This is a genomic window from Rhodococcoides kyotonense (genome assembly GCF_900188125.1).
Taxonomy (GTDB): domain Bacteria; phylum Actinomycetota; class Actinomycetes; order Mycobacteriales; family Mycobacteriaceae; genus Rhodococcoides; species Rhodococcoides kyotonense.
The window spans coordinates 121,200-144,624 of record NZ_FZOW01000009.1; the positions used below are offsets into that span (position 1 = coordinate 121,200).

Genomic DNA, 23,425 nt, shown 5'->3' on the forward strand with positions numbered 1-23,425 from the left:
GAAAACAATGTTCACACGCAAGTTTCGTGCAGGCCTGATCGGCTTGTCTGCACTCTCGCTTCTCGCCGCCGGATGCTCCGGTAGCGGCGAGAGCGACTCCGACACGATCAACGTCGGGTTCATCGCACCGCTGTCGTCCTCACCGTCCGCGTTCCAGGATCCGGCTCTCGTCGCCGAGATCGCGGAGAAAGCGATCAACGACCAGGGTGGTATCAACGGCAAGAACCTGAACGTCATCGTCTACGACACGAAGGGTCAACCGGCCAACGTGATCGCAGGGGCGCGCAAGCTCGTCAACGAGGACAACGTCGTTGCGTTCATCGGCGGCAACAGCGGTGACGGTCTGGCCGAGATCGGCAAGCAGGCGGGCGTAGTCAACTGGTTCCCGATGGGGTGCGCCGCGGCCGACGTCTCCAACGACCTGTCGATGATCGCTGCGTTGAACTGCGCCGGCGCTGCACAGGGAACGTACCTGGGCGGAACGAGGTTCAAGCCGAAGAAGGCAGTCTATGTCGCCTACGCGGGCAACACCCCGTACATCGAGAACGCGAAACTGGGATACGAGAACGCAGGGGTCGACGACGTCGAGGTCATCGAGATCGCTCCCGACACAACCGATTACGCACCCGTCATCGCGAAGATCAAAGCGGCGAACCCTGACGTCTGGGGCGGCATGATCTACACGCCCGAGAAGCTGACCGCACTCGTCCAGGCCGCTGTCGAGCAGAACCTTCGAATTCCGTTGGTACTCAGCAACAACGTGATGGAAGACGCGACGATCAAGGTCATCTCCGATTCGGGGATCCCGAACTCGGTCGCTCTCGAGAAGGGTGAGGACGAGACTCTGTTCCCCACGTGGAAGGAGTACAAGGACCAGCTAGCCGAGTACGACCCCGAAGGCAAGGTCAAGACGCCGCACGACGGTAGCGTCAGCACCGACTGGTTGGCCGTCTGGACGTTCGCGCAGGAGGCCCGCAAGCTCGACACCGTCGACCGCGACACCTTCCGTGAGCACACGCAGAATCTGACGGACTTCCAGACCGACGTGCTGCACGACATCGACTTCACCATCCAGGACGGTCCGGTCCTCACCGCGCCGCGTCAGGCGAACCTGTGGGCCTTCGCCGGCCACATCGCCGACGGTAAACTGAATGTCGACGACCCGACGCCGTTCAGCGCATTCGAGAAGACGCCGGTTCAATAGCAGCGTTCCGCCCAGATCGAGGTTGTGCGCCGAAAGCACCCGAATTCCGCGCACAACCTCGATGTCGGTCGACCGTCACCCCTGCATCAGGTTGACGATTTCTGCGGCGTCGAACTCGTTGGGAACTCCCCACTTCGACTCGTAGCCGTATACCTGCCGCAGGGATGTTGCCGACTCGTGTCCGTAGAGAATGTCGAGGTCGTCCGCAGTGATCAAGCCCGGGTGCGCTACACCGCAGGCTTCCGAGACCTTCAGCAAGTCCCGCCTGAGGGTGCGCAGGTAGTTCGTCGCACGATCGGCCTTGCTCAGCGGGTCGAGGCCACGGGCCAGCCATTTGTCCTGCGTCGCAACACCCCTGAGCGAACTCGGTGTCGTTGTCTGCTCCGAAACCGAAGTAGTTGTTCCGCAACTTGGCCGACGAGTAGATCCAACGCCGTTGATTCCGGCTGAATGGGCGTTCTTCGTCGTTTCCGCTCACGATGTATTGCCGAAGTTCGGGGCCGACAGCCTCCAGCAGATATCGCGCATGCCCGACGACGGGGAAGTTCCGCAGGATTGCGTGCTTTTTCTGCGCCAGGTCGTATGCCGCGACGCCCACCAATCCTGCGACGGACACCGCAGGTATCGCCCTCAGCCATTTCGATGCCATAGTCGATCACTGTGTCACCAGTGGACGAAGCGACAGTGGTCCTGAAGCGAAACAACGAGCAACCGTTCGGAGTCGGAATGGCTTCTCCACGCCGGGTGGTGCCCTTTCCCTGACGACTCCTCAGCTGTCCTCCTGCGACGAACTCGTGGTCGTCTCGAACACTCGCGCAGCGTCCCAGTCTCCGGTCATCGTCGACATGACATCCACCGCTTCGACGAGTGCGAGCAGTCCGAACAGCGCCACCAACCAGACCGACAGCCCCACGACGACCGAGAAGGCACCCGCGCCCGCGAGTGATCCAAACACGAGTGGACCCCATCGCTCCTGTACGCGAGAGATCCGATCGGTGCCCGTCTGTGGCGTCATCACAGGAACGTTCGCAGAACTCGTGCCGATGGCACAGGGCACAAAGGCACCAGTTGTCCCCCGTGGTCACAGCGTTCTCGCTTACGTGTGGGTCCGATTCAGATGGGCCACGACGGGCGCAGCTCGTCCGATATCCGTGCCTGAGTTTCGCGAAAATGCCCGCACGCCAAAGATTTCGGTGTGCCTACCTTTACTGGCAGAACTGTCGGTGCGGTTCTAAGGTCGTGTTCATGACGAATGCCCTGCCCGACATCGGAACCGCCGACATCACGTCACTCATCATGGACGACCACGAATGGCTTCGGCGGGCGTTCGCACGTCTCGACGATGCGCGAACCAAGCAGGAACTCTCCGACGCCTGGGCGCCACTCGCGGAGCGTCTCGACACCCATGCGCAGGCCGAGGAGGACGTCTTCTATCCGTCATTGCTGAAGAAGGGTAGCGACGACGCAGAAGACGAGACCGACGACGCGATCGGTGACCACAACAAAATTCGGGACGCCGTTGCCAAGGCCGCGACGCTGGAGGTCGGGAGCCACGAGTGGTTCGAAGCCGTGGGCACGGCCCGTACAGAAAATTCCGAGCACCTTGCAGAGGAAGAGGACGAAGTACTTCCTGACTTCCGCAAGAATGCGCCCGTCGAATTGCGCGCCGAGCTCGCACAACGGTGGATCGAGTTCTATGCCCAGCACCCCAAGGGCAAAGGAATCGACACGTCCGATCGCGATCCTCAGGAGTACATCGAAGAAAACTCCTGAGCGATCCCATTCCAGGCACTGCTGCTAACTCGATCGCTCGAGTCGTCGCCACTCCCGCGCCCACTGCTTCGAATCCGAGCGACGGGCGAGCACCCAAACCCCTGCGACGCCGACGAGTGTGACCATGGTGGCGACACTCCAAAACCCGAGGGCCGCACATACGCCCAACGCCGCATTCTCGGTTCCCGTTCTGGGTGGCCGTGCCAAGGCGCCGGCGTCGTCGACCCAGACCGGAACACGCTGCCCCTGCGACGCGTCCACGGGCAGCCGAACACGACCGGTGTGAACGATGCCGTCACGATAGGTCCAGCTTGCGGTCGCGTAGCTGCTCGTCACTACGCCATAGTCCATCGGCACTTCCACGGGCACCGGAGCGTCGACCACCACGGCGTCGATTCGATGAAACTCCGCACGCTCGAGTACGGACTCGGCATCGAGATTCGAATACGTCGACACACCGAACACAGCAGCGATCGGTATGAGCAGTAGCGCGGTGAAGACCGCAAGAATCGTTGCGAAAGAGACGACTCTGTCGCCGCGGCGCATCAAAGCATTACCGCTCCACGGCGCCAGTCGCCACCACCGCACCACGAGAGTCGTGTTCCAGTCCCCCACCTGCTCCCACCTCCCCACAGTCGAGTGTTCTCGAACAGTGAGAGGGGGGCCAGGGGCCAAAGTCCCGAGCGCCATCGATTTGGTCGACGAAGAGCTATGCGGACAGTGCGATCTTCAGCGCCTCAGCAACGTCGTCGATGAACTGCTCCGTCCCGATGTGCTCTTGATCTTCGCCGACCAACAGCGCGAGGTCCCTGGTCATCCGGCCCGCCTCGACGGTCTCTACGACGACGGTTTCGAGCGTCCGGGCGAATTCGATCACGTCGGGGGTGCCGTCCAGCGTTCCGCGGTGTTCGAGTGCGCGCGTCCACGCGAAGATCGATGCGATCGGATTCGTCGACGTGGGCCTACCCTCCAAGTGATCCTGAAAATGGCGACGAACGGTGCCATGCGCCGCCTCGGTCAGGCAGGTTCGCCCATCCGGGCTCAGCAAGACCGACGTCATGAGCCCCGGTGAACCGAACCCCTGTGCAACGATGTCCGACTGCACATCACCGTCGTAGTTCTTGCACGCCCAGACGTAGCCACCCTCCCACTTCAGTGAGGATGCCACCATGTCGTCGATCAATCGGTGTTCGTACGTCAGACCTGCGGCGTCGAACTTCGACGCGAACTCGGTGTCGAAGATGTGTTGGAACGTGTCCTTGAACTTCCCGTCGTACACTCTGAGAACCGTGTTCTTGGTCGAGAGGTACACGGGAAGACCGTGTTGCAAGCCGTAATCGAGCGATGCGCGAGCGAAATCGATGATCGACCGATCGAAGTTGTACTGACCCTGTACGACGCCACCCAAGCTGTCCTCGGTGAATCTGACCAGCTCGTGTTGGATCGTGTCGCCGCCGTCGGCAGGTGTGTAGGTGATGGTCACCGTACCCGGCCCCGGAACCTCGAAATCCGTCGCGCGATATTGGTCGCCGAACGCGTGTCGTCCGATGACGATCGGCTTCGTCCACCCAGGAACAAGACGCGGAACATTCGAGACGATGATGGGTGCGCGAAAGATCGTGCCACCCAACATGTTACGAATAGTTCCGTTCGGTGAACGCCACATCTTCTTCAGGCCGAACTCCTCGACACGGGCCTCGTCCGGAGTGATGGTCGCGCACTTGACACCGACACCGTGCTTCTCGATCGCGCGAGCGGCATCGACCGTGACCTTGTCGTCGGTTCGGTCCCGAGATTCGATGCCGAGGTCGTAGTACTCGAGATCCACATCGAGAAACGGATGTATCAGCTTGTCCTTGATGGACTTCCAGATGACGCGCGTCATTTCGTCGCCGTCGAGTTCGACGACTGTGCCTTCGACCTTGATCATGGACATGAGGGTTCCTTCGAATCCTTCCGGGCGTGGGTCAGGTGTCGAGTCGTGTACGTGAACGTACTCGACTGATCGTCACCAAGTGGTGGCGCTCGGGCGGTTCCCCATGAGGACAGCAGAGATCAGGAAGAAGATGCCACCCAGCGCAGCGTATCCACCGATACCGGTGATGGTGTCCGCCCCGTTCAGTCCCTGCACCACGAACCCCGCGCCGGCGACGACGGACAGTCCGCCGCTGACCATCTGGAACACCTGGCCTCCCGAGCGACGGTTACGCATTGCGGTCAACAATTGCGGGATGCCCGAGCCGACTGCCCACAGACCCCACACCACCAGAGCGCTCGACAGGGAAACCGTCGACGCCCATCCGACTGCAACAGCAACCAGGATGCTGACTGCAATGTTGATCCGTTCCGCGAGGTGGGAACTCTGCGCGCCGCGGTGGGATCTCACCTGCCAGAGAACAGCAGCCGCGTCGAACAGCGGGTAGACCACGAGCACGGTCGTCAGCACAGGACCGACCGAGGGCGAACTGGACACCAGCACGACCGCCCAGAGGAGCGCGAAGCCGAATCTGACGAGGTAGAGGCGACGCATCGGCAGATCGTAGGTCAGGCGCGTGGCCGTCTCGGTCGTGATCATCGTGGATCTCCTTTTCGGGATGGGCTTCGTGTGCCGTACCAGTGTAGAGTTACTAGTTCGTCTACATGACAGAAAGTAGACTGCTTCGAGGCTCGACGCAACTTTCACCACCAGAACCGGAGAACCGAATGCCCGCCGACACCGCGGCACCCGCGACACGCACGTCATCGGCGTCCACCCGAGAGCGCATTCTCGATGCCGCCAGCGAGCAGTTCTATGCACACGGCATTCGAGCCACGAGCGCAGACCGCATCATCGAGCAAGTCGGCATCACGAAAGTCACGTTCTATCGCCACTTTCGTAGCAAGAGTGACCTGGTCGTCGCCTATCTCGAACAGCAAGCGGCAGGCGAGCGTGACTGGATGCAGAGCATTCGGCGCGAGGACGACCCAGCGGGCTCACTCCAAGCGCTCGCCGACGGAATCGGTTCGGCGAGTTGCCGTCCAGGCTTCCGTGGGTGCGCTTTCATCAACGCGGCCGCCGAGTTCGCAGACCCTGCCGACCCCGTACGAACTGCCGTCGAGACGCACCGGCGATGGGTCCTCGACCACTTTGCCGCTATCGCACACGTAGCCGGTGTAGAGGATTCGGGCTCGGCCGCACAGCAGCTGATGATGCTGCGCGACGGGGCCATGGTGAGCGGCTACCTCGGCGAGGCCTCCTCGGTCGCAGCATCACTCGGGGAGGCGTTCGCATCCGTTCTCGCGTTGAAAGGCCACTGACGTTCACGAGTTACGCGGCGGAACAGCCTCTTTCACTCCCGCCGGGCCCACGCCTCGGTCCAAAGCAATCAGTAGCACCGCGCAGCCGATACCCGACAGAACCAACGCGACGACGAACAAGGCGGTGAATCCGAACTGGTCCCCCACCACCCCGGCTGCCAGACCGGCGGCGCCCTGCGCGAACACCACTGCGCACGCCACCAGGGTGTAATCACTTCCCGCGAAACGTTTCTCTGCGGCATCCATCATCAGCGCGAACACTGCCACCGTGGCCGCGCCGCCGAGAACGTGCTCGGCGATACTGGCCGATACCAGCAGCGGGAAGCCTCCGATGCCGAGCGCTGCGAGAACGTAGAGACCAAGGCTCAGAGTTTGGGCGACACCGCCGACGAGCAGGGCGTGCCGCCGTCCGTAGCGAAAAGACAACCACGCACCCAGACCGGCCCCGACCAACGCGGCTACCGACGACAATCCGCCATCGATGAAAGCTATCTGTCCGAACGTCAGTCCGCTGTCGGACATGAACGGCCCGACGAGCGCACTTCCCATGGAGTTACCGAACTTGAAGCCGCCGACCAAGAGGATGAACGCAACCATCCCCGGCCGTCGCAACCGGGACCACCAACCGAAGGCCAGTCGTGCCGCCGATTCGGCGTGATCCGGATCGGACTTCTCCGTGTCTTCGTCCGCGGCATCCAGTTGTCTGCGTAGACGCCACACTGGAATGGTCGTCACCAACAACAGCAGCCCCATCGCGATGAACAACATCTGCCAACCCGCAAATGAGAACAGCCACAACAACACTCCCCCGCCGCACACCATGCCGATCCGGTACGCACCGACCTGGATACCGTTGCCGAGACCGCGCTGCTCCGTACTCAGCAAGCGAACAGCCAGACCGTCGGTCGCAATATCCTGCGTTGCCGACAGAATATTGACGACGAAGATGCCCACGAACAGCCACCGCATCGTCGTGGACAGATCCAAGAACGACAATCCGATCGCGACGGCGGCCGCTGCGAACTGCAACGACAGCAGCCACCGTCGACGACTGCCGTATCGGTCGACATACGGTGCCCACAGGAATTTCAGCGCCCACGGAAGGAACAGCACACCCGTCGCACTGATCTCGACGAGCGAATATCCGGATCGACGCAGCACGACCGGGAGTGCGGTGGTGAAGAAACCGAACGGCAGTCCCTGCGCGAAGTAAAGCGCAGCAAGCAGTGTCATGGTTCCGACCGTGAACGAGGTCGACAACCGCGGCGCGAACGTCATGCCGCACATAGTGTCAGAGCGTGCTCCCCGGTGCTCATATGCGTCGTCACGTGTGCGTCGAGGGGGCGACCACTAGCCGTTCTTCCAAGTCGGCTGAGAGGCTCGGCGAAGGCCAGGGCCCACAGCTCTGCCCTGGAAGGGATGACTGCGGGACTGTCGGGGTCCTGCCACTCGTCCAACAGACAGCGACACCTCTGCGAAGGCGAGAGTTTCGTCGTCGAGCCGTAGTTGCCCATCCGTCAGGTCTGGTCTTCCTCGGAAACGGCCTCCGGCGCCGACGGAACCCATGGCTTCAAAGGTTGCAGGACATCTCGGTAGAAGCCATCGAGTCCGTCGGTGACGCTGGCGATGAAACCAGCCGCCGAACCCGATCGTTTGCTGCCCATCCTCGTCGACGATGTCAGCGTGAATCGCTGCAAAGTACTGACTCGCCCGCCGGTCAACGACTTGGCATCGGCTCGCACCGTCGCCAGGTTCTCGCACGACACTTCACCGACGTCACTGAACACAGCCTCGACGAGAATGTCCGCGGGGGCATTCTTCAGCTGCCTCAGTAGCCAATTCGTCCGACGCAGCGCAGTACCCTCCTCCGGAGCGCCGATACTCGTGGTGCACTGAATCTTGTTGGTGCGCAGATCCGCGTCGACAGTCAGATCACCTGCTGCATCGGGGATCCGCAAGGTGGCCGACAAGCACCCGGCCGAGGCAAGTTGGTCCACAAGATACTCGTTGCGTGCCTGCGGATCGCTGGCCAGTTTTCTAGGGAGATGGTGTTTGACCGGGACACCGAGTTCGGCGGTCATCCTCAGCGCCAGATGCCGCGACAACGACGCCCAGGTGTTGGCGACCGCTACTGCTTTGACGTCGCGGCTGCGCAACGTGCCTGCAGTGACCGAATCGCGCACCGCTACCCAATGCCTGCCCATGTCGACGAACTCGGCCGCACCGGACTTCGGATGGGTCAGGTACCGGACGAACTCGCTCAGTATCCATACCTGTAGAGGATCGGCGAGTTCGCCGTGCGACAGCACCATACGGGCCTCGTGGATCACCTCCGACCACGAGATGTGCCGCAGTCCAACCTTCTTCAACAAGTTCTTGTTGACCTGGATCGGCAACTCCCCCACCGACGCCGGAATGTCGTTGGACAGACTGAGAACGGCCTCGTACTTGTGTCGTCTCGCGACGTCGAGGTAGTTCTCCAATTGCTCCCTCTGAAGCTTTCCCGTTCCGGTCTTGACTTCCAGCAGTGCAGTCCAGATGTGCCCTGCACGCGAGACCCGGATTACCCCGTCGGGAATGACCTTGCCGTCGCCTTTGGTGAACGGAACTTCCAGGTAGCCCTCGAACGGCCCCGCGGGAGCGCCGGCGCGAGAACAGATCGCACGAGCGAACGGACGAACAGCCTGCATCGTCGCCATCAGCGCCGACGTCGCGCGCTTCTCCTGCTCCTCCCCCGATCCCACTCCGTAGACGGAAAACAACCGAGCAGTGTTCCACCCGTCGCCGCCGGCGAGAGTGAATTGCGGCGCTACGGCCTTCCTCGCCACCGGCTTCTTGGTTCGCACACCACGTTTCGGCCGATCGACGTCGACGATCGCTACATCGACTGGCTCACCGGCGGTGGTCACAGCACGCGCGTGGGCGTCGGGCACTTGGACCACGACGACGTCGTCGTCCGATTCGTTCGCCTCGGTGTCATCGACGTCGACCCCGAAGTCCTTCGCAAGCCCGGCGAGTCCGGCTTCCCAACCTTGCCCGACTGCGCGAAGCTTCCAGGACCCGTCTCGCCGGTAGATCTCCCCGAACACCAAAGCGCGTTCGGACGAGGCGTCTGCGGTCGCGAATTCGCCGAGCACCGACCCGGATTGATCACGCACCTGGAATGCCAGCTTGCCGAACTCCCCCAGCGAACTTTCACCGGCGCTACCGGCGACGACGATCTTGACGACATCGGCAGGTACCGACCCGAGGTGAACCGAGATCCGCTCCTGCTTGCCTTCGTCGGTACTGCTGCTGCCCAGGTACCGCACCGATGCCTCAGAAGATTCGGGTTGGTTGTAGAACACGAAGTCGGAGTCCGAGCGAACCCGCCCGGTCGAATCGACCAGCAACGCCGACGCATCGAGGTCGCGCTCCGGATCGACCCACGAGACGATCACATCCAATTCAGTCGTCTCGGCCGGCAACGGAATGTTCTGGCCTTTGGTCAGAATCGGTGAACTCACGAATGCACGCTCCTCGTCGGTCTCCCTTGAACAGGTCAGACTAAAGGCGAGAATGCCGCATCGTGTCCATGGCAAAACAAGTTCATATGATCGAATGACAATTGCGACGACGCTCGGTTGCGCGACGTAATGCGACCGGCCGCAACAGGTTGCGCCAGTACAGTGCCTTTCCATGACGTACGAGAGGTGGGAGCGATCCACCGAATGGCCGCTCGCCGGTGCCGCGTTGATGTTTCTTGCGATCTACACCTGGACTGTCCTTACCGAACCGGTCGGAGTCGGTGCACAGGTTGCAGAGCACGTCGTGTTGGCGATCTGGACCCTGTTCGCAATCGACTACGTCGCGCGACTGACCCTCGCGCAGCAACGAACCCGGTGGTTCCTCTTCCACCTGCACGAACTCGCGATCGTCGCCCTCCCGGTCCTTCGTCCGCTGCGGTTGCTACGTCTACTCACCTTGGTGAGTCTCCTGCAGCGTTCCGTCGGTGGTGCTCTGCGCGGTCGGGTCGTCACCTATGCCGTCATCGGCACCCTGTTTTTGGTCTTCGTGGCAGCACTTGCGATGTTGGACGCCGAACGACATGCACCGGGCGCGAACATCCAGACCTTTCCCGACGCTCTATGGTGGGCCGTCGCGACCGTGACCACCGTCGGCTACGGCGACTACACACCCACCACAGCAACAGGCAGATTCATCGCAGTGGCCCTGATGGTCGCTGGCATAGCGCTGCTCGGCGTCGTCACTGCAACACTCGCGTCGTGGTTGGTCCACAAAGTTGCCGAGCAAGATGATGCCAATCAGGCGGTGACGCAACGACAGGTCGCCGAACTGACCGAACAGATCAGCGCGTTGCGTGCGGAACTCGCTTCGCGCGCAACAGCACCCGCGCCAAGTCAGTGAGAGCAGATGGTTGTTGCTCTAGACGTCGGCCGGCTGCCAGTCCGGGGCGTCGACGAGTGCCACCTGCCGCAAGAGTGTCGCCGCCTTGCCGACACCCTCGACTGAATTGACCAACGCGTCTTCGTGCTCGATGTTCAGGGTTCCGTCGTATCCGACTGCCCTCAGGTTGTACACGAAGTCTGCCCAGAACGTTGCCCCGGCGGGATGCCCGAGGCCGAGTGTGACGTAGTTCCAGGCACGCTCGTGCGGGCGCGTGATCGAAACCGTGTCGAGTAGACCGTCCTTGCCTGCGATACGACCGTTGATCCGTACATCTTTCGCGTGCACGTGAAAGATTCTGTCCGCCAAACCGTGGATCACCGATGGGATGTCGGCGCCCATCCACATGAGATGTGACGGATCGAGGTTCGCACCGACGACCGTGGGATCGGTCGCGTCGGCGAGCCTCTCCAGTGTCGAAACATTGTGCACGAGTTGGGATCCACAGGCTTCGACAGCGAGGCGAACACCGAGATCTCGCGCGTAGGTCGCCAGGGAAGTCCAATACGGAAGAGCAACCTCGTTCCACTGGTAGTCCAACACGTGCAGGTTCTCCGGTGGCCACGACGTGGTGACCCAGTTCGACGAGGTATCCGACGGCCCTCCGCCCGGGAGACCGGACATCAGCACCACTGTGGGCACACCCAACTCGGAGGCGACCGAGATCGTCTGTCTGACCACGTCGTCATGCTGCGCACCGGTCACAGGGTGGAGCTGATTGCCGTTTGCATTCAGCGCGCTGATCGACAGTCCCCTCGACTCCACTTTCTCCAGCAATTCGTTGCGGGACTTCGCGCTTGTCACCAGATCGGACAGGTTCGCATGGGGGCTCGCGGACCAATTACCAGTGGCGATCTCGACAGAATCGAGCCCATGACGTGCGGCAACGTCGAGTGCGTCGTCGAGAGGAAGATGACTCAAGGAGTCCGTGATGAGACCGATCTTCATGCTGCGCAACTTCCTGAGAGTGTGGGTTCAGGCGATACTAGTACGTTCTAGTAACACTTTGTCAAGACAATTGCAGTAGCACCCTCCGCAAGGCCTACACCATCTTGTGACACATCCGATTTGCCGACAGAACGTGCATGAAACCTCACCGGTCGGATACGCCGCGAATCTCGGACCGAGTCATGGCACTTGGAAGGTCGCGACGCCCGGGGTAATAACGCCGACGGGGGACGTGACCGTGACGACGACCTGCCCCGACCCCGTCGCGAGGTTCGCCTCGGAGGGCAATCCGTGCAATCCGTCGGACGTCCGAGCGAACCCAGCCTCACCCGTCGACAAATTCAGCCAGCGCACGTCGGAGGAAAGCAAGCAACCCCACCTGTCCTCTTTCCCGCCCGTAATGGTCACCGCACCGGAGCTTTCGCCGATAACGGCCACGCATCGAACTGCGGGCGCATCGAAACTACCGTTGGGGTTCCCGAATGGCGCCGGATCGATCTGGAACGGGACAGTCACCGATGCTGTCGAAATACCTGCCGACGTCAGTGCCGAACCCACCATCACCAGCGCGCAGACCACTGATATTCGAACCGCTTTCACCGCGAAACCTCCGATAGTCCATCAAGATGCGTCGTGCCGGTCGCCTGTCTTTCCTGCAACCCAGGACCGATCATCGCATGGGTCTGCACTCACAACTCTCATCACCGAGGTGCAAACGCCACGGCTTTGATCTCGACGAGAAAGTCAGGGTGATTCAATGCCGACACTCCGACGGCAGTCCATGCAGGCAACGTAGCGCTATTCGAGAAATGCTTGCGCTTCTGTTCCTGGAATGTAGCCATTTGCCCCGCCGGATCCGTGTGATAACTGACGAGCTCCACGACGTCGTCGGGTGAGCAACCCGCAGAATCCAATACCGCAACGAGATTCGCGAATGCTGCTGCGATGTGGTCCGTCAAACTCGACGTCACAGCAACAAGATTCCGATCTCTACCGACCTGGCCGGAAACGTACACGTAGTCCCCTGCTCGAACCGCGGGCGCGTAGTTGGACGTCTCGACCAGCGAGGACATGTATGCGGGCGCAATGACCTCACGACGGGTGCTCATCGAACCGCCTGCGCCAGAGCAGTATCGGCAGCGAAGAGACCCTCGTCGACGGCGTCGAGAATCCGATCGATCTCAGCGTCGGTGACGATCAATGGCGGCGCGACGAACAGCGAAGTCGCTTCGTCGCTCGTCCCGACGTGTACGCCTTTCGAACGAGCAACGGCTGCAACGGAGTCCGCGATCTGTACTTCCGACGTATCGGAGAGCCAGTCCTTCCAGTCCACGCCTCGTAGCTCGATCGTCCAGTGCATGCCCTTACCTGCGATGCGCTCCACGGATGGGTGCCGGTCCGCGATGGCCAGCAATCCTTCGGCGAATCGAACACCCGCGACCTCGGCGCGTTCGACGAGGCCCTCGGACTGCACCACGCGTAGGTGGGCACGAGCCGCGTGAATCATCGCCGGATGTGCACGGAAGGTGCTGTAGTTCTGCCACTTGACATCTCGAAGGAGTTCGAGCATCGCCTTCGACAGCACCACGGCACCTGCGGGCGCCGCGCCACCAGCGAGAGGTTTGCCCATGGTGACCATGTCCGGCCGGCTCGGAGCCCCCTGGAATGCGAACCAGCTACCTGATCGACCGAGGCCTGTCACGACCTCATCGGCAATCCAGATCGCACCTGCCGCACGCGCCGCCGCGGCAACGTGTTCCTGGTAGTCCGCTTCGTAATAGCGGCCGCCCTGTGTGTAATCGACGATGACGGCGGCAGCGCCGGTCAGTGCGTCGGTGAGATCGCGGTCGCTCAGCTCGTTCGGTGAGCGCGAGTCGCCGTTGGTCCAGATCGCACCGTCGGGGCCTGCGATCGTGCGGACGTCCGCGCTGCGTGACGGCACACTGACACCGCCCGAGAGCAGTGACAGGCCACCGTGCCACTGAGGTTGCACTGTCACGTCTCGAGACAACCCGACCAGCCCGTGGTAGGCGCGCTCGCGAGCGACGAGTCCGTCGCGGCCGGTCAGTGCCTGCGCCAACGACAATGCGATGTCGTTCACCTCGCTTCCACTGAGACCGAAGCGAACACCGCCTACCCAATCGTCTTCCCCGGCGAACGCGATATCCACCAATTCGTCAGCTGCCGCGTCACGTTCGGCCCACATCTGGCCTTCTGTTGCGACGGGAAAGCGGGCCGATTCGACTACCGCCTCGACCATTGCGGGGTGGGCGTGTCCTAGTGGGCCGCCGGTGTTGGAGGCGTCGAGAATCCTTGTTCCGTCGGAGTAGTCGAGGTATGCACCTTCGCCACCGACGAGGGCGGCCGGGCGAGGGCCCACGGTGTTACGTCCTGCGCGGACCAGCTTGCTGTTGTTCACGAGAAACTCCTTGTCGAGCGGGTGGTCGAGGTCAGACGAATGCGCTGATTCCGGTGGCTGCGCGCGCCGCAACCAGAGCAGAGATCTCGTTGGTTCCCTCGTAGGTGTAGATGGCCTCGGCGTCGGCGAAGAAACGCATGACGCCGTGTTCGAGCAGAAGGCCGTTGCCGCCACAGATTTCACGACCGAGCGCGACGGTCTCACGCATGCGAGCGCTGACCCAGTACTTGGCCATCGCCGAATCCTCATCACGGTAGACACCGGTTTCCTGCAGCTGTGCCAACCGCGCGGCCATACCGATCGAGGCGGTGATGTTGCCCAGCATGTGGGCGATCTTCTCCTGAACCAACTGAAAAGATGCGATGGGACGGTCGAACTGGCGACGCGTGCCCGCATACCGCAGCGCCGCTTCGTAGGCACCGACCTGGACACCTGCTGCCTGCCAGATCACGCTCGCGCGCATGTGCCGCAGCATGGCGCCGATGTCGGAGAACCGCTCGACGCCGTGCAGCCGTAGCGATTCGGACACACGAACACCGGACAGCGTGATGTGCGCGTTGTTCACGATGCGCAGCGACGCCTTGCCCCGAATCTTCTCCAGCTGCACGCCGTCGGAGTCGGTGGGAACGAGAAATGCGCGGGTCTCCCCCGTTGCTTCCCTTGCGACGACGCAGACATGCGTCGCGTACGCCGCGCTGCCTATCCATTTCTTCTCGCCGTCGAGAATCCAGGTATCGCCGTGGCGCGTCGCGGTGGTCTCGAGTCCCCGCGCGACATCGCTGCCGTGGTCCGGTTCGGTGATGGCAAACACGCCGCGCATGTCGTAGTTCCTGATGCGCGGCATCCACTTGGCTACCTGCTCCGGTGAACCTCCGTGCAGCACAGCGCTTGTGATCATCGTTGCCTGCCCGCTGAAATACGTCGAGATGGAGGCGTCGACGCGCGCTATCTCGAGGGTGCGGAACCCCTCGAACAAGGGTCGCGGAATGTCGTCGCCGAGTTCCTTCGGCGCCAGCATGCCGAGTCCCACGAACCCCTCGACGAGATGCTCGGGGAATTCGCCTCGCTCCCAGTACTCGTCGACGATGGGAGCCACTTCGGCAGCGAGGAACCCGCGAAGTCGGCTCAGCGCGTTCGTTTCCGGTGTGGTCAGCAGTGATTCGTAGTCGTACAGATCGCTTATCTCGTACAGTCTGCTCGTGTCCGACGTACTCACAGTCCCATTCCTCCGTCGACGTAGAGGTTCTGGCCTGTGACGAAACCGGCTTCTTCACTCGCAAGGAACGCGATGACCGACGCCACGTCGCTCGGTTCGCCGACGCGTCGTACCGGCGTCGCCTTCGCCGCATCGGCACGATACTGCTCTGGGGTGGCGCCGACACGCCGTGCGGTCGCGTCTGTCATCTCGGTGACGATGAAACCAGGGCCGACGGAATTGGCGGTGATTCCGAACCGACCCAACTCGATGGCGAGAGTCTTCGTGAATCCCTGCATACCGGCTTTCGCGGCGGAGTAGTTGACCTGACCGCGATTACCCTGTGCGGCAATGCTCGACAGGTTGACGACGCGACCGTATCCGGCGTCCACCATGTACTTCTGCACAGCGCGGGTGACGAGAAATGCGCCCTTGAGGTGGACTGACATCACGAGGTCCCAATCGTTCTCGGTCATCTTGAACAGTAGGTTGTCGCGGGTGACGCCGGCATTGTTGACAAGGACATCGACCCGCCCGTAGCTCTTCGCAACCGAATCCACTGCAGTCTGAACGGATTCCGAATCTGCTACATCGGTTGCGATGCCGACGGCAGGACCGCTCAACGCGTCGGCGGTGCGCGCTGCCATCTCGCCGTCGAGATCCAGAATCGCGACGGTTGCGCCCTCGCTGCTGAACTTCTCGGCTGTGACCCGTCCGATTCCGCCCGCGCCGCCGGTCACAACGACCACCCGGTCGTCGAACCTCATCGCCGTACCACCACGTCAGCACCGTCGACGCGCGCGGGATCTCGTTGCGCGAGAACGCCGTAATCGCGCTCGGCAGCCGACACTGTGATGTACCCGTCGTCGATATCGCTCTGGATGTCGGCCAGCGCCCGCTCGGAGGGAGCACCGTATCCGCCTGCACCCGCGCACCGTACGAGCATCCGCGACCCGGCCCGAACCACTGTCGGAGGCGTCTTGCTGGAGAGGTCGGTGACGCGTCCGCCCTGATCGGTCAACACGAACTTCGCATTGCCACCCGGCAATCCGCCGAGCAAGCCGTATGGGGCGCTGACATCTCTGTCGGAGACGATCGTGACGGTGACGTCCTCGGTGAATTCGAGCAACCGTGTGATGCCGTTTCCGCCGCGGTGTGTGCCAGCGCCGCCGCCGTCAGTGGTGAGGCCGTACCCGAGAACGCGAATCGGGTGGGCGGCCTCCAGCAGTTCGTTGGGGGTGTTACCGGTGTTGCCTATGCTGGTGCGACGCGCGTGAGAGCCGTCGGCACCGACATTCGCTCCCTGCCCCGCGCCGTGCACCTCGTACATGATCGTGTCGTCGACGGCATCCTCGCGGCCGACGAGGAGCACAGTGGCACTGCCGGTTCCCGCTGCGGGCACCCGATCGGGCACCGCCTGCGCCAGACACCCGAGTACGACGTCGGCGATCCGTGACGATGTTTCGTGGTTACCCGAGACCACCGGAGCCGGCTCGTGCGGATTGACGATCGTTCCGGTCGGCGCAACGATCGTGACGGGTCGATACGATCCCGAGTTGGATGCGCTGGCCGGCTCGGCGATCGCCTTCAGCGCGAACAGTGTCGCCGAGTGCGTGACGCCGAGCGGACTGTTCATACCACCGCGAGATTGGGGCGAGGACCCGGTGAAGTCGATGGTGACGTCGCCCCCGGAGATGACGAGAGTTCCCTTGATCGTGATCGGGTCGGGATCGAAACTGTCTCCGTCGCAGACGTCCTCGAACACATAGGTGCCGTCCGGGATCTCGGTGAACGCTGCGCGCGCTCGCAGTTCACTGACGTCGAGCACTTGAGCCATGGCCTGTTCCACAGCCGCAGTTCCGTAACGCTCGCAGTAGTCCAGCAAGCGACGTTCGGCGGCAAGGCATCCGGCGTACTGCGACCGCATGTCGCCGAGCCGCTCGGCCGAGTTGCGGACGTTCGCGGTGATGATGTCGAGGATCTCGGTGTTGGCGACGCCCTCGCGGTAGAGCTTGACCGGCGGAATGCGCAGTCCCTCACCATAGACGTCCTTGGCGAGGGTGTAGTAGCTACCGGGCGTCGGCCCACCGATGTCGACGTAATGTCCTCGTACAGCCGCGAATCCGATGAGTCGATCCTCGGAGAAGACCGGCTTCGCCATGAAGAAGTCAGGCATGTGATTGTTGCCCTGGTACGGATCGTTCTGCAGAAGAACGTCTCCCGGCCGGATCGTCTCGGCTGGAATCCTCGCCAGCATGCCGCGCAGCGACATCGGCATGCTGGCGAGGTGAATGGGAATGTCGCCGATGCCCTGGGCAACGATGTTGCCGTGCGGATCGAGAAGGCCGCAGGACAGATCGCCTGCCTCACGCCACAGATTGGAGTATGCGGTACGCAGTACCACGGCCTTCATCTCGGCGACGGCGGTGCGGAGTCCGGCGTCCAGAACCGACAACGTGATCGGGTCGAGACGCGTTGTCTCGGTGGTCGTACTCATGCCTGTCCCTTCAGATCGATCAAGAGGTTGCCGTAGCCGTCGATACGTGAGACCGAACCGTCGGGTATCACGACTGTGGTGTTCGCGGAATCGACGATCGCCGCGCCGGTGAAGGCATCTCCGGGACGCAGGTTCTCGCGGATGTACCGCGGCACGGCAACGGTCAGCGAATCGGACACCATCAGATCTCTGGATCCCGACGGCACTGGTGTGGTGGGCACCGAGACGTCGACCGGCGGAAGCGATGTATCGGTCAACAGACCGACGGCAGAGACACGTGCGACGACGATGTCGATCGGCTCGGTGTCGACGCGGAAGCCGTTGGCTTTCTCGTGCATCGCGTGGAATCGTTCCGCGGCAGCCACAGTCCAGCCGCGCGCGGAGATATCGCCCACCGGAACTGTGATCGAGGAATTCTGTCCGGCGTAGTGCAGATCGAGCGCGAGAACGAGTGATCGGCCGTCGTTCGCGACGCCGTCGTCGGTGAGTTCGGCGCTCGCACGCGAGGTCATCGCCCCGAACACCCTCGCGAGACAATCCTCCACGTCGACGCTCAGGCGGTCCATGAAGCTCGACGCGTGATTGTGTACGACATCGGAAACGACGAGGCCGACCGCCGACAGCACCCCTGCAACCGGCGGTACGACGAGGGTCGGGATCGACAGTTCCAGTGCGATGTCGGCCGCATGCATCGGGCCTGCCCCACCGAAGGCGTTCATCGCGAATGTGCGCGGATCGTGACCTTTGCCGACGCTCATCGCGCGTACGGCGCCCGCCATCGCGGCAGTGCTGATGCGGCGAATACCCAATGCGGTTTCGACGGCCGACAGGCCGAGTTTCAGGCCGAGAGCCTCGCATGCGGCCAGCGCGGCCGCACGGTCGATCACGACGTCGTCGCCGAGGACCGTGCCGTCGGCGAGGATCCCGAGGACTACGTTGGCATCGGTGACGGTCGGCTCGGTGCCGCCGCGTCCGTACGCCGCTGGGCCGGGCATTGCGCCTGCACTCGCGGGGCCGACGAGGAACTGTCCACCCGGATCGACGTGCGCAATGCTGCCCCCGCCGGTGCCGATGGTCTCGATGTCGACGGTCGGAACCTGGACCGGCAGATCCATCGATGTGCTCGTCGTCGTCAGCGGGATCTCGTGATCGGAGACCAGACATACGTCGAAGCTCGTGCCGCCCATGTCGACGGTGATGGTGTTGCGCAGCCCGGTCTGCCGTGAAATGGACCGTGCTGCAACGACGCCGCCACTCGGTCCCGAGAGCAGGAGGTTCACCGGAGTCTCGGCGGCGCGGTCGGTGGAAGTGACGCCGCCGTTGGACTGCATGATCCAAGTGCGGACGTCCGGCTTCCAGGTCTCGACGCTGTCTTCGAGCTCGGCGAGGTAGGGCGCGCAGACGGGCTTGAGATAGGCGTTGAGCACGGTCGTCGAGGTTCGCTCGTACTCGCGGACCTGCGGCATGACGTCGCACGACAGGGATATCGCCAGGCCGGGCGCCTCGTCGGCGATGATCTCGGCAGTACGCCGCTCGTGCGTGTCGTCGAGATAGGAATACAGGAAACAGACTGCGACACTTGTGATTCCGCGGCCGACGATCGCCCTGACAGCGGCACGTACCGACTCCTCGTCGAGTGCGGTGACCACCGTACCGTCTCCGTCGAGACGCTCGATGACCTCGAAGCGGTCACGACGTGCGACGAGCGGCGCCGCGCCGGTGTCGAGCAGATCGTAGAGACTGTGCGCCGGGCGGGTGAGGCGTCCGATCTCGAGGATGTCGCGAAATCCATGCGTTGTCATCAACGCGATCCGGGGACCGTTGCGCTCGAGGCTCAGGTTCGTGCCGATGGTTGTGCCGTGCACGAGGTCCCGAATGTCGGCCCGCTCGTCTTCGGGTGCCAGTTCGACGACGCGTTGCGCCGCGGCCAGTACGGCGCCTGCAGGGTCGCCGCGGCGAGAGGACACTTTCGTGCTGCTGACCAAACCGGTCTCTTCGTCCCACAGGACTGCGTCGGTGAACGTTCCACCCGCGTCGATACCGATGCGTTTCACGTCGTGCCCTTCGTAAGTGATCCATCAGTGCAAGAACTGAGCTTTTTTCATCTGATGGAATGTGTATCTACTGTGTAGAATCATCGTAGGCACGGGCTCACCAAGCCGTCAAACGGAAGTGGGACTGGAAGTTGCCTCAATTGCTGTAGTACGGAAAAGTTTCCCATTGAGCGAACGCACGAGGAGTAGTAATGCCCGACGCCAGAACCATCCCGAACACCCAGGACGCCGCGATCGCCACCTGGATCTCCAGTGGCGAGTACGCCGACATCTCGTATCGCACGTCGGACGAAGGCATCGCCCTGGTCACCATCGAACGGCCACATCGGCGTAACGCATTCCGACCGCGTACGAGCGCAGAACTCGTGCACGCGTTGGCAACTGCCCGGCATGATTCGGCAGTGCGCGTCGTACTCCTCAGGGGCGCAGGAGAGAAGGCGTTCTGCTCGGGAGCGGACCTGTCCGAGCGCACCGGTGACGGCGAGACACCGACTCCGGGCGCGGTGGCTCCGGCCAATGTGCTCGACGTTCAGGTCGCCATCAGGCGAATCGAGAAGCCGGTCATCGCACTCGTCGCCGGCTATGCGGTCGGCGGTGGCCAGGTGCTGCACCAGGTGTGCGATCTCTCCATCGCGGCGGACAACGCAGTGTTCGGTCAAGTCGGACCGCGGGTCGGCAGTTTCGACGGCGGATACGGAATCAACCTTCTGGCCAAGCAAGTGGGCCACAAGCGCGCCAAGGAAATCTGGTTCCTGTGCCGTCAATACGGTGCCGAGAAAGCCCTCGACTGGGGCCTGGTGAACGCCGTCGTTCCGGTCGCGGAACTGCTCGACGAAGGAATCAACTGGGCGCGTGAGCTCGTCGCTATGTCACCTGCCGCTCTGCGGCTGCTCAAGAGCAGTGTCAATGCCGAAGAGGACGGCCTGCACGGCATCGCACAGCTCGCCAACGACAGCTGCCTGCTCTACTACGGCACCGACGAGGCGGCCGAAGGAGCTGAAGCGTTCATGGGTAAGCGCGCACCGGATTTCACCGGCAAATCGGTGTTCTGAGAAACAAGAATCCAACTCAGCGAAGACGAAGGAGGACCATGCCACCCGCCGAATCCCAGGGAATGCTGTCGAAGGGGCTCGTACTGTTGCAAACCCTCGGCGACCATCCCCGAGGAGCGACCGCGACCGATATCTCCCGTGAGACGAAGTTGGCGGTCAGTACGGTGCATCGCCTGCTGCACACCGAGGTCGAGCACGGTTTCGTCAGCTTCGACCCGTCGAACAAGACCTACCGTCTGGGCGTTCGAGTGTTCGAGCTGGCGACCAAGGTCTCCGGAGTCCTCTCGCTCGCCGAAACGGCACGACCAATCATGAGCGAGCTGAGCCGTCTCACCGGTGAGACGGTTCAGCTCGCCGTGCTGAGCAACAACCGAGCACTGTTCGTGGAGAAGGTCGGGACCGATCAGGCCATCGGTATCCGCGGTTCGGTCGGCGAGAGCGAGCCGTTGCACGCGACGTCGACCGGCAAGGTACTTCTCGGCCAACTCGACGACGACCGACTCACTGCCACACTCGACGATGTCTCGCTCGACGCGTGGACGGCCAACACCGTCACCGACCGCGCCGCACTGCTCGCCGAACTCGGTCGCGTGCGTGCCGATGACTTCGCCACGTCGAACGAGGAATTCGATCCGGGCGTCCGAGCCATGGCCGTTCCGGTTCGCAACGGGCGTGGCGAAACCCGCGCCGCGGTGTGCATCTCGGCGCCCGCATTCCGGGTCACGCAGGACCGCATGCTCGGATGGCTTCCCGAGCTGCGGGAGACGGCGTCGGCCATCGGGGTTCGTCTGCCGCTGAGTGCATCACCGTTCTAGTCACGGACACGACGACAGGAAGGGGCGCAGCCGATTCGGCTGCGCCCCTTCCTGTCGTACTCGTTGTTGCGGACTAGGCGTTCCACCTCGTCGCACGGTTGACCGCGGCACCGAGGAGCTTCATCGTCACCAGTGCCAGCGCCGAGAACGCGACTGCGACGACGAACATGCGGTCGATCTGCGAGAACCGAAGTGTGTCGTTGAGCATCCATCCAAGCCCGGACTGCAGTCCGTACATCTCCGACGCGAGCACGCTCGTCCACGCCACCAACCCGGCGAAGACCAGAGGTCCGCGCAGCTCGGGAAGTATCGCGGGAAGTACGACACGGGAGTAGAGCCGAAGCGTCGAAACACCAAGAGTTCGAGGATATTCCGTGACATGTGGGGCCAGATTCGCCACCGCGTTGACGACGGCGATCAGCACGATGAACGCGGCACCGAACACGATGAACACCACACTCGCCGTCGAGGTGGCGCCGAACCACAACGTGAACAGCGGCGCCATCGCGAGGGCGGGAAGCATACGCATCAGTTCGGCCACCCCGGACACACTCAGCCGCACCGAGCGCACCGCAGCGACCAACAGACCCAGCACAATTCCGAAGACGATGGCCAAGACCAGTCCCACCGCGACGCGGCCGGTGGTGACCAGCCCGTTGTAGAACAGTGCCGCGAACGAGGACACGATGCTGCCGTCGCCGGACGCGGCAACTCCGAGGCCGCCGCTGTAGTAGTGGCCCAGCCCGAGGAATCCGCGGTCGGCGATGGTCACCAGGGACGGCAGAACCCGATCCGCCTGATCGTTGGTCGCGGCCAACGCTCTCGCCGCGATCTCCCAGCCCAGAAGTGCGACCACGAGGCCGACGGCGATGCCGACGCCACTGGACCGGGTGCGTAGCACCAGTGCCTGTCGCGTCGTCATGATTGCATCTTCGCTGGTGATTGCAACACGGCCAGGAGATCGGTTCGTATCCTGTCCGCCTCGGGATCCATGCGAAGCCGATCGTCGCGTGGACGTGCGAAGTCCAGGTCGAGATCGGCTCCGACCTTGCCATCCGTGACGACGACGATACGATCGGCCAGCTTGAGGGCCTCGTCGACATCGTGGGTGACGAAGACGATGGTCTTCCCGGTCTCTTGCCATAGATCGAGCAGGGTGCTGTGCAACGTCGCTTTGGTGAAGTAGTCGAGCGATCCGAACGGCTCGTCCATCAGCAGGATGTCGGGATCGTTCGCGAATACCGCGCCGATCGCGACTCGCTTGCGCATGCCTCCCGACAATTCCTTCGGCCAGGCGCGTTCCCTGCCCGCAAGACCTACTGCCGAGATGAAGTGCTCGACGCGTGGCTTCCATTCGGACTCGGGCACTCCCCGCATGCGCGGACCGAACGAGATGTTGTCCCGCACCCGCAGCCACGCAGGAATGGCGTCCTGCTGGAAGACCATTCCCAGGTTCGCGTCGGGCCCGGTGACCTCGCGTCCCTCCGCTCTGACCAGCCCGGACGTCGCATCCTGTAGTCCTGCCATACAGCGCAGTAGCGTGCTCTTGCCCTGACCAGAGGGACCGAGTATGCACAGGAACTGCCCTCGCGGGACTTCGAGATCGAGGCCCTTCAGCGGCGTCACCGAGGCGGCGCCCTTGCCGAAGGACACCGTCAGGTCGGTGATCTCGAACGCGAGATCGAGGCGAGGACCGCCCATTCGCGCAATCGGTGTTGTCGTCAT

Annotated in this window: 23 protein-coding genes and 1 pseudogene; 6 read left to right on the forward strand and 18 right to left on the reverse strand. The window is 62.8% G+C overall.

What is annotated here, in order from left to right; genetic code table 11:
* The first annotated feature begins 7 nt into the window (after window positions 1–7).
* A complete protein-coding gene (locus CHB96_RS16330) occupies window positions 8–1,204 on the forward strand; it encodes an ABC transporter substrate-binding protein (protein ID WP_089248045.1) in 1,197 nt (398 codons plus the stop codon).
* Between the two features lie 75 nt (window positions 1,205–1,279).
* On the opposite strand, the gene CHB96_RS29710 is transcribed toward CHB96_RS16330, so the two are convergent.
* The 3 genes and pseudogenes from CHB96_RS29710 to CHB96_RS16340 form a co-directional block, all read right to left on the reverse strand.
* Entirely contained in the window at window positions 1,280–1,462 is a 183-nt protein-coding gene (locus CHB96_RS29710; protein WP_176444326.1) for a hypothetical protein, read from the reverse strand.
* A gap of 94 nt (window positions 1,463–1,556) precedes the next feature.
* Window positions 1,557–1,853, reverse strand: a pseudogene (locus CHB96_RS30150) (FMN-binding glutamate synthase family protein); the annotation flags it as partial.
* Between the two features lie 120 nt (window positions 1,854–1,973).
* Window positions 1,974–2,219, reverse strand: coding sequence for a hypothetical protein (locus CHB96_RS16340; protein WP_089248047.1), 246 nt, complete (start codon window positions 2,217–2,219; stop codon window positions 1,974–1,976).
* Window positions 2,220–2,449: 230 nt separating this feature from the next.
* On the opposite strand from CHB96_RS16340, the gene CHB96_RS16345 reads away from it, so the two are divergent.
* Window positions 2,450–2,977 (forward strand): hemerythrin domain-containing protein, encoded by a 528-nt coding sequence (locus CHB96_RS16345; RefSeq protein ID WP_089248333.1) that lies wholly within the window; start codon window positions 2,450–2,452, stop codon window positions 2,975–2,977.
* 24 nt (window positions 2,978–3,001) lie between these two features.
* Here the strand turns inward: CHB96_RS16345 and CHB96_RS16350 are convergent, their stop codons facing one another.
* The 3 genes from CHB96_RS16350 to CHB96_RS16360 form a co-directional block, all read right to left on the reverse strand.
* A complete protein-coding gene (locus CHB96_RS16350) occupies window positions 3,002–3,592 on the reverse strand; it encodes an Rv1733c family protein (protein ID WP_089248049.1) in 591 nt (196 codons plus the stop codon).
* A gap of 94 nt (window positions 3,593–3,686) precedes the next feature.
* On the reverse strand, window positions 3,687–4,913 hold the full coding sequence (locus tag CHB96_RS16355; RefSeq protein WP_089248051.1) for an NADP-dependent isocitrate dehydrogenase: 1,227 nt from the start codon (window positions 4,911–4,913) through the stop codon (window positions 3,687–3,689).
* Window positions 4,914–4,985: 72 nt separating this feature from the next.
* A complete protein-coding gene (locus CHB96_RS16360) occupies window positions 4,986–5,552 on the reverse strand; it encodes a hypothetical protein (protein WP_089248053.1) in 567 nt (188 codons plus the stop codon).
* A 128-nt stretch (window positions 5,553–5,680) separates the two neighbouring features.
* On the opposite strand from CHB96_RS16360, the gene CHB96_RS16365 reads away from it, so the two are divergent.
* Window positions 5,681–6,274 (forward strand): TetR/AcrR family transcriptional regulator, encoded by a 594-nt coding sequence (locus tag CHB96_RS16365; protein WP_089248055.1) that lies wholly within the window; start codon window positions 5,681–5,683, stop codon window positions 6,272–6,274.
* Between the two features lie 3 nt (window positions 6,275–6,277).
* Here CHB96_RS16365 and CHB96_RS16370 read toward each other — a convergent pair whose 3' ends face one another.
* The gene (locus tag CHB96_RS16370) at window positions 6,278–7,552 is read right to left on the reverse strand and encodes an MFS transporter (protein WP_176444327.1); all 1,275 of its coding nucleotides are present in this window, start codon (window positions 7,550–7,552) and stop codon (window positions 6,278–6,280) included.
* 239 nt (window positions 7,553–7,791) lie between these two features.
* Window positions 7,792–9,780 carry a TerD family protein gene (locus CHB96_RS16375; RefSeq protein ID WP_089248059.1) on the reverse strand — a complete coding sequence of 663 codons (1,989 nt, stop codon included), beginning with the start codon at window positions 9,778–9,780 and terminating at the stop codon, window positions 7,792–7,794.
* Window positions 9,781–9,952: 172 nt separating this feature from the next.
* Here CHB96_RS16375 and CHB96_RS16380 point away from each other — a divergent pair, with 172 nt between their 5' ends.
* Entirely contained in the window at window positions 9,953–10,681 is a 729-nt protein-coding gene (locus tag CHB96_RS16380; protein ID WP_089248060.1) for a potassium channel family protein, read from the forward strand.
* Between the two features lie 18 nt (window positions 10,682–10,699).
* Here CHB96_RS16380 and CHB96_RS16385 read toward each other — a convergent pair whose 3' ends face one another.
* The 8 genes from CHB96_RS16385 to CHB96_RS16420 form a co-directional block, all read right to left on the reverse strand.
* Entirely contained in the window at window positions 10,700–11,668 is a 969-nt protein-coding gene (locus CHB96_RS16385; RefSeq protein ID WP_089248062.1) for a sugar phosphate isomerase/epimerase family protein, read from the reverse strand.
* 180 nt (window positions 11,669–11,848) lie between these two features.
* Entirely contained in the window at window positions 11,849–12,229 is a 381-nt protein-coding gene (locus CHB96_RS16390; protein WP_089248064.1) for a hypothetical protein, read from the reverse strand.
* A gap of 140 nt (window positions 12,230–12,369) precedes the next feature.
* A complete protein-coding gene (locus tag CHB96_RS16395) occupies window positions 12,370–12,777 on the reverse strand; it encodes a Rid family hydrolase (RefSeq protein WP_089248066.1) in 408 nt (135 codons plus the stop codon).
* Window positions 12,774–14,087, reverse strand: a complete 1,314-nt coding sequence (locus tag CHB96_RS16400) for an aminotransferase class III-fold pyridoxal phosphate-dependent enzyme (protein ID WP_089248335.1) — start codon at window positions 14,085–14,087, stop codon at window positions 12,774–12,776. The genes CHB96_RS16395 and CHB96_RS16400 overlap by 4 nt, the downstream gene beginning before the upstream one ends.
* A 31-nt stretch (window positions 14,088–14,118) precedes the next feature.
* Window positions 14,119–15,303 carry an acyl-CoA dehydrogenase family protein gene (locus tag CHB96_RS16405; RefSeq protein WP_089248068.1) on the reverse strand — a complete coding sequence of 395 codons (1,185 nt, stop codon included), beginning with the start codon at window positions 15,301–15,303 and terminating at the stop codon, window positions 14,119–14,121.
* Window positions 15,300–16,049: a 3-oxoacyl-ACP reductase FabG gene (gene fabG, locus CHB96_RS16410; RefSeq protein ID WP_089248070.1), complete on the reverse strand. Its 750-nt coding sequence runs from the start codon at window positions 16,047–16,049 to the stop codon at window positions 15,300–15,302. Before fabG ends, CHB96_RS16405 begins: the two co-directional genes overlap by 4 nt.
* A complete protein-coding gene (locus CHB96_RS16415; RefSeq protein ID WP_089248072.1) occupies window positions 16,046–17,779 on the reverse strand; it encodes a hydantoinase B/oxoprolinase family protein in 1,734 nt (577 codons plus the stop codon). Before CHB96_RS16415 ends, fabG begins: the two co-directional genes overlap by 4 nt.
* Window positions 17,776–19,833, reverse strand: coding sequence for a hydantoinase/oxoprolinase family protein (locus CHB96_RS16420; RefSeq protein WP_089248074.1), 2,058 nt, complete (start codon window positions 19,831–19,833; stop codon window positions 17,776–17,778). The genes CHB96_RS16415 and CHB96_RS16420 overlap by 4 nt, the downstream gene beginning before the upstream one ends.
* Before the next feature lie 191 nt (window positions 19,834–20,024).
* On the opposite strand from CHB96_RS16420, the gene CHB96_RS16425 reads away from it, so the two are divergent.
* Both CHB96_RS16425 and CHB96_RS16430 read left to right on the forward strand, forming a co-directional pair.
* A complete protein-coding gene (locus CHB96_RS16425) occupies window positions 20,025–20,885 on the forward strand; it encodes an enoyl-CoA hydratase-related protein (RefSeq protein WP_089248076.1) in 861 nt (286 codons plus the stop codon).
* Between the two features lie 38 nt (window positions 20,886–20,923).
* Window positions 20,924–21,700, forward strand: a complete 777-nt coding sequence (locus CHB96_RS16430) for an IclR family transcriptional regulator (RefSeq protein ID WP_089248078.1) — start codon at window positions 20,924–20,926, stop codon at window positions 21,698–21,700.
* A gap of 73 nt (window positions 21,701–21,773) precedes the next feature.
* On the opposite strand, the gene CHB96_RS16435 is transcribed toward CHB96_RS16430, so the two are convergent.
* Both CHB96_RS16435 and CHB96_RS16440 read right to left on the reverse strand, forming a co-directional pair.
* Window positions 21,774–22,622 (reverse strand): ABC transporter permease, encoded by an 849-nt coding sequence (locus CHB96_RS16435; RefSeq protein ID WP_176444328.1) that lies wholly within the window; start codon window positions 22,620–22,622, stop codon window positions 21,774–21,776.
* Window positions 22,619–23,425, reverse strand: coding sequence for an ABC transporter ATP-binding protein (locus CHB96_RS16440; protein WP_176444329.1), 807 nt, complete (start codon window positions 23,423–23,425; stop codon window positions 22,619–22,621). The genes CHB96_RS16435 and CHB96_RS16440 overlap by 4 nt, the downstream gene beginning before the upstream one ends.

Coding starts and splice junctions, on each gene's coding strand:
- CHB96_RS16330 (WP_089248045.1), top strand. CDS start 8: ATGTTCACACGCAAGTTTCGTGCAGGCCTGATCGGCTTGTCTGCACTC.
- CHB96_RS16340 (WP_089248047.1), bottom strand. CDS start 2,219: ATGACGCCACAGACGGGCACCGATCGGATCTCTCGCGTACAGGAGCGA.
- CHB96_RS16345 (WP_089248333.1), top strand. CDS start 2,450: ATGACGAATGCCCTGCCCGACATCGGAACCGCCGACATCACGTCACTC.
- CHB96_RS16355 (WP_089248051.1), bottom strand. CDS start 4,913: ATGTCCATGATCAAGGTCGAAGGCACAGTCGTCGAACTCGACGGCGAC.
- CHB96_RS16360 (WP_089248053.1), bottom strand. CDS start 5,552: ATGATCACGACCGAGACGGCCACGCGCCTGACCTACGATCTGCCGATG.
- CHB96_RS16365 (WP_089248055.1), top strand. CDS start 5,681: ATGCCCGCCGACACCGCGGCACCCGCGACACGCACGTCATCGGCGTCC.
- CHB96_RS16370 (WP_176444327.1), bottom strand. CDS start 7,552: ATGACGTTCGCGCCGCGGTTGTCGACCTCGTTCACGGTCGGAACCATG.
- CHB96_RS16380 (WP_089248060.1), top strand. CDS start 9,953: ATGACGTACGAGAGGTGGGAGCGATCCACCGAATGGCCGCTCGCCGGT.
- CHB96_RS16385 (WP_089248062.1), bottom strand. CDS start 11,668: ATGAAGATCGGTCTCATCACGGACTCCTTGAGTCATCTTCCTCTCGAC.
- CHB96_RS16390 (WP_089248064.1), bottom strand. CDS start 12,229: ATGGTGGGTTCGGCACTGACGTCGGCAGGTATTTCGACAGCATCGGTG.
- CHB96_RS16395 (WP_089248066.1), bottom strand. CDS start 12,777: ATGAGCACCCGTCGTGAGGTCATTGCGCCCGCATACATGTCCTCGCTG.
- fabG (WP_089248070.1), bottom strand. CDS start 16,049: ATGAGGTTCGACGACCGGGTGGTCGTTGTGACCGGCGGCGCGGGCGGA.
- CHB96_RS16415 (WP_089248072.1), bottom strand. CDS start 17,779: ATGAGTACGACCACCGAGACAACGCGTCTCGACCCGATCACGTTGTCG.
- CHB96_RS16425 (WP_089248076.1), top strand. CDS start 20,025: ATGCCCGACGCCAGAACCATCCCGAACACCCAGGACGCCGCGATCGCC.
- CHB96_RS16430 (WP_089248078.1), top strand. CDS start 20,924: ATGCCACCCGCCGAATCCCAGGGAATGCTGTCGAAGGGGCTCGTACTG.
- CHB96_RS16435 (WP_176444328.1), bottom strand. CDS start 22,622: ATGACGACGCGACAGGCACTGGTGCTACGCACCCGGTCCAGTGGCGTC.
- CHB96_RS16440 (WP_176444329.1), bottom strand. CDS start 23,425: ATGACGACAACACCGATTGCGCGAATGGGCGGTCCTCGCCTCGATCTC.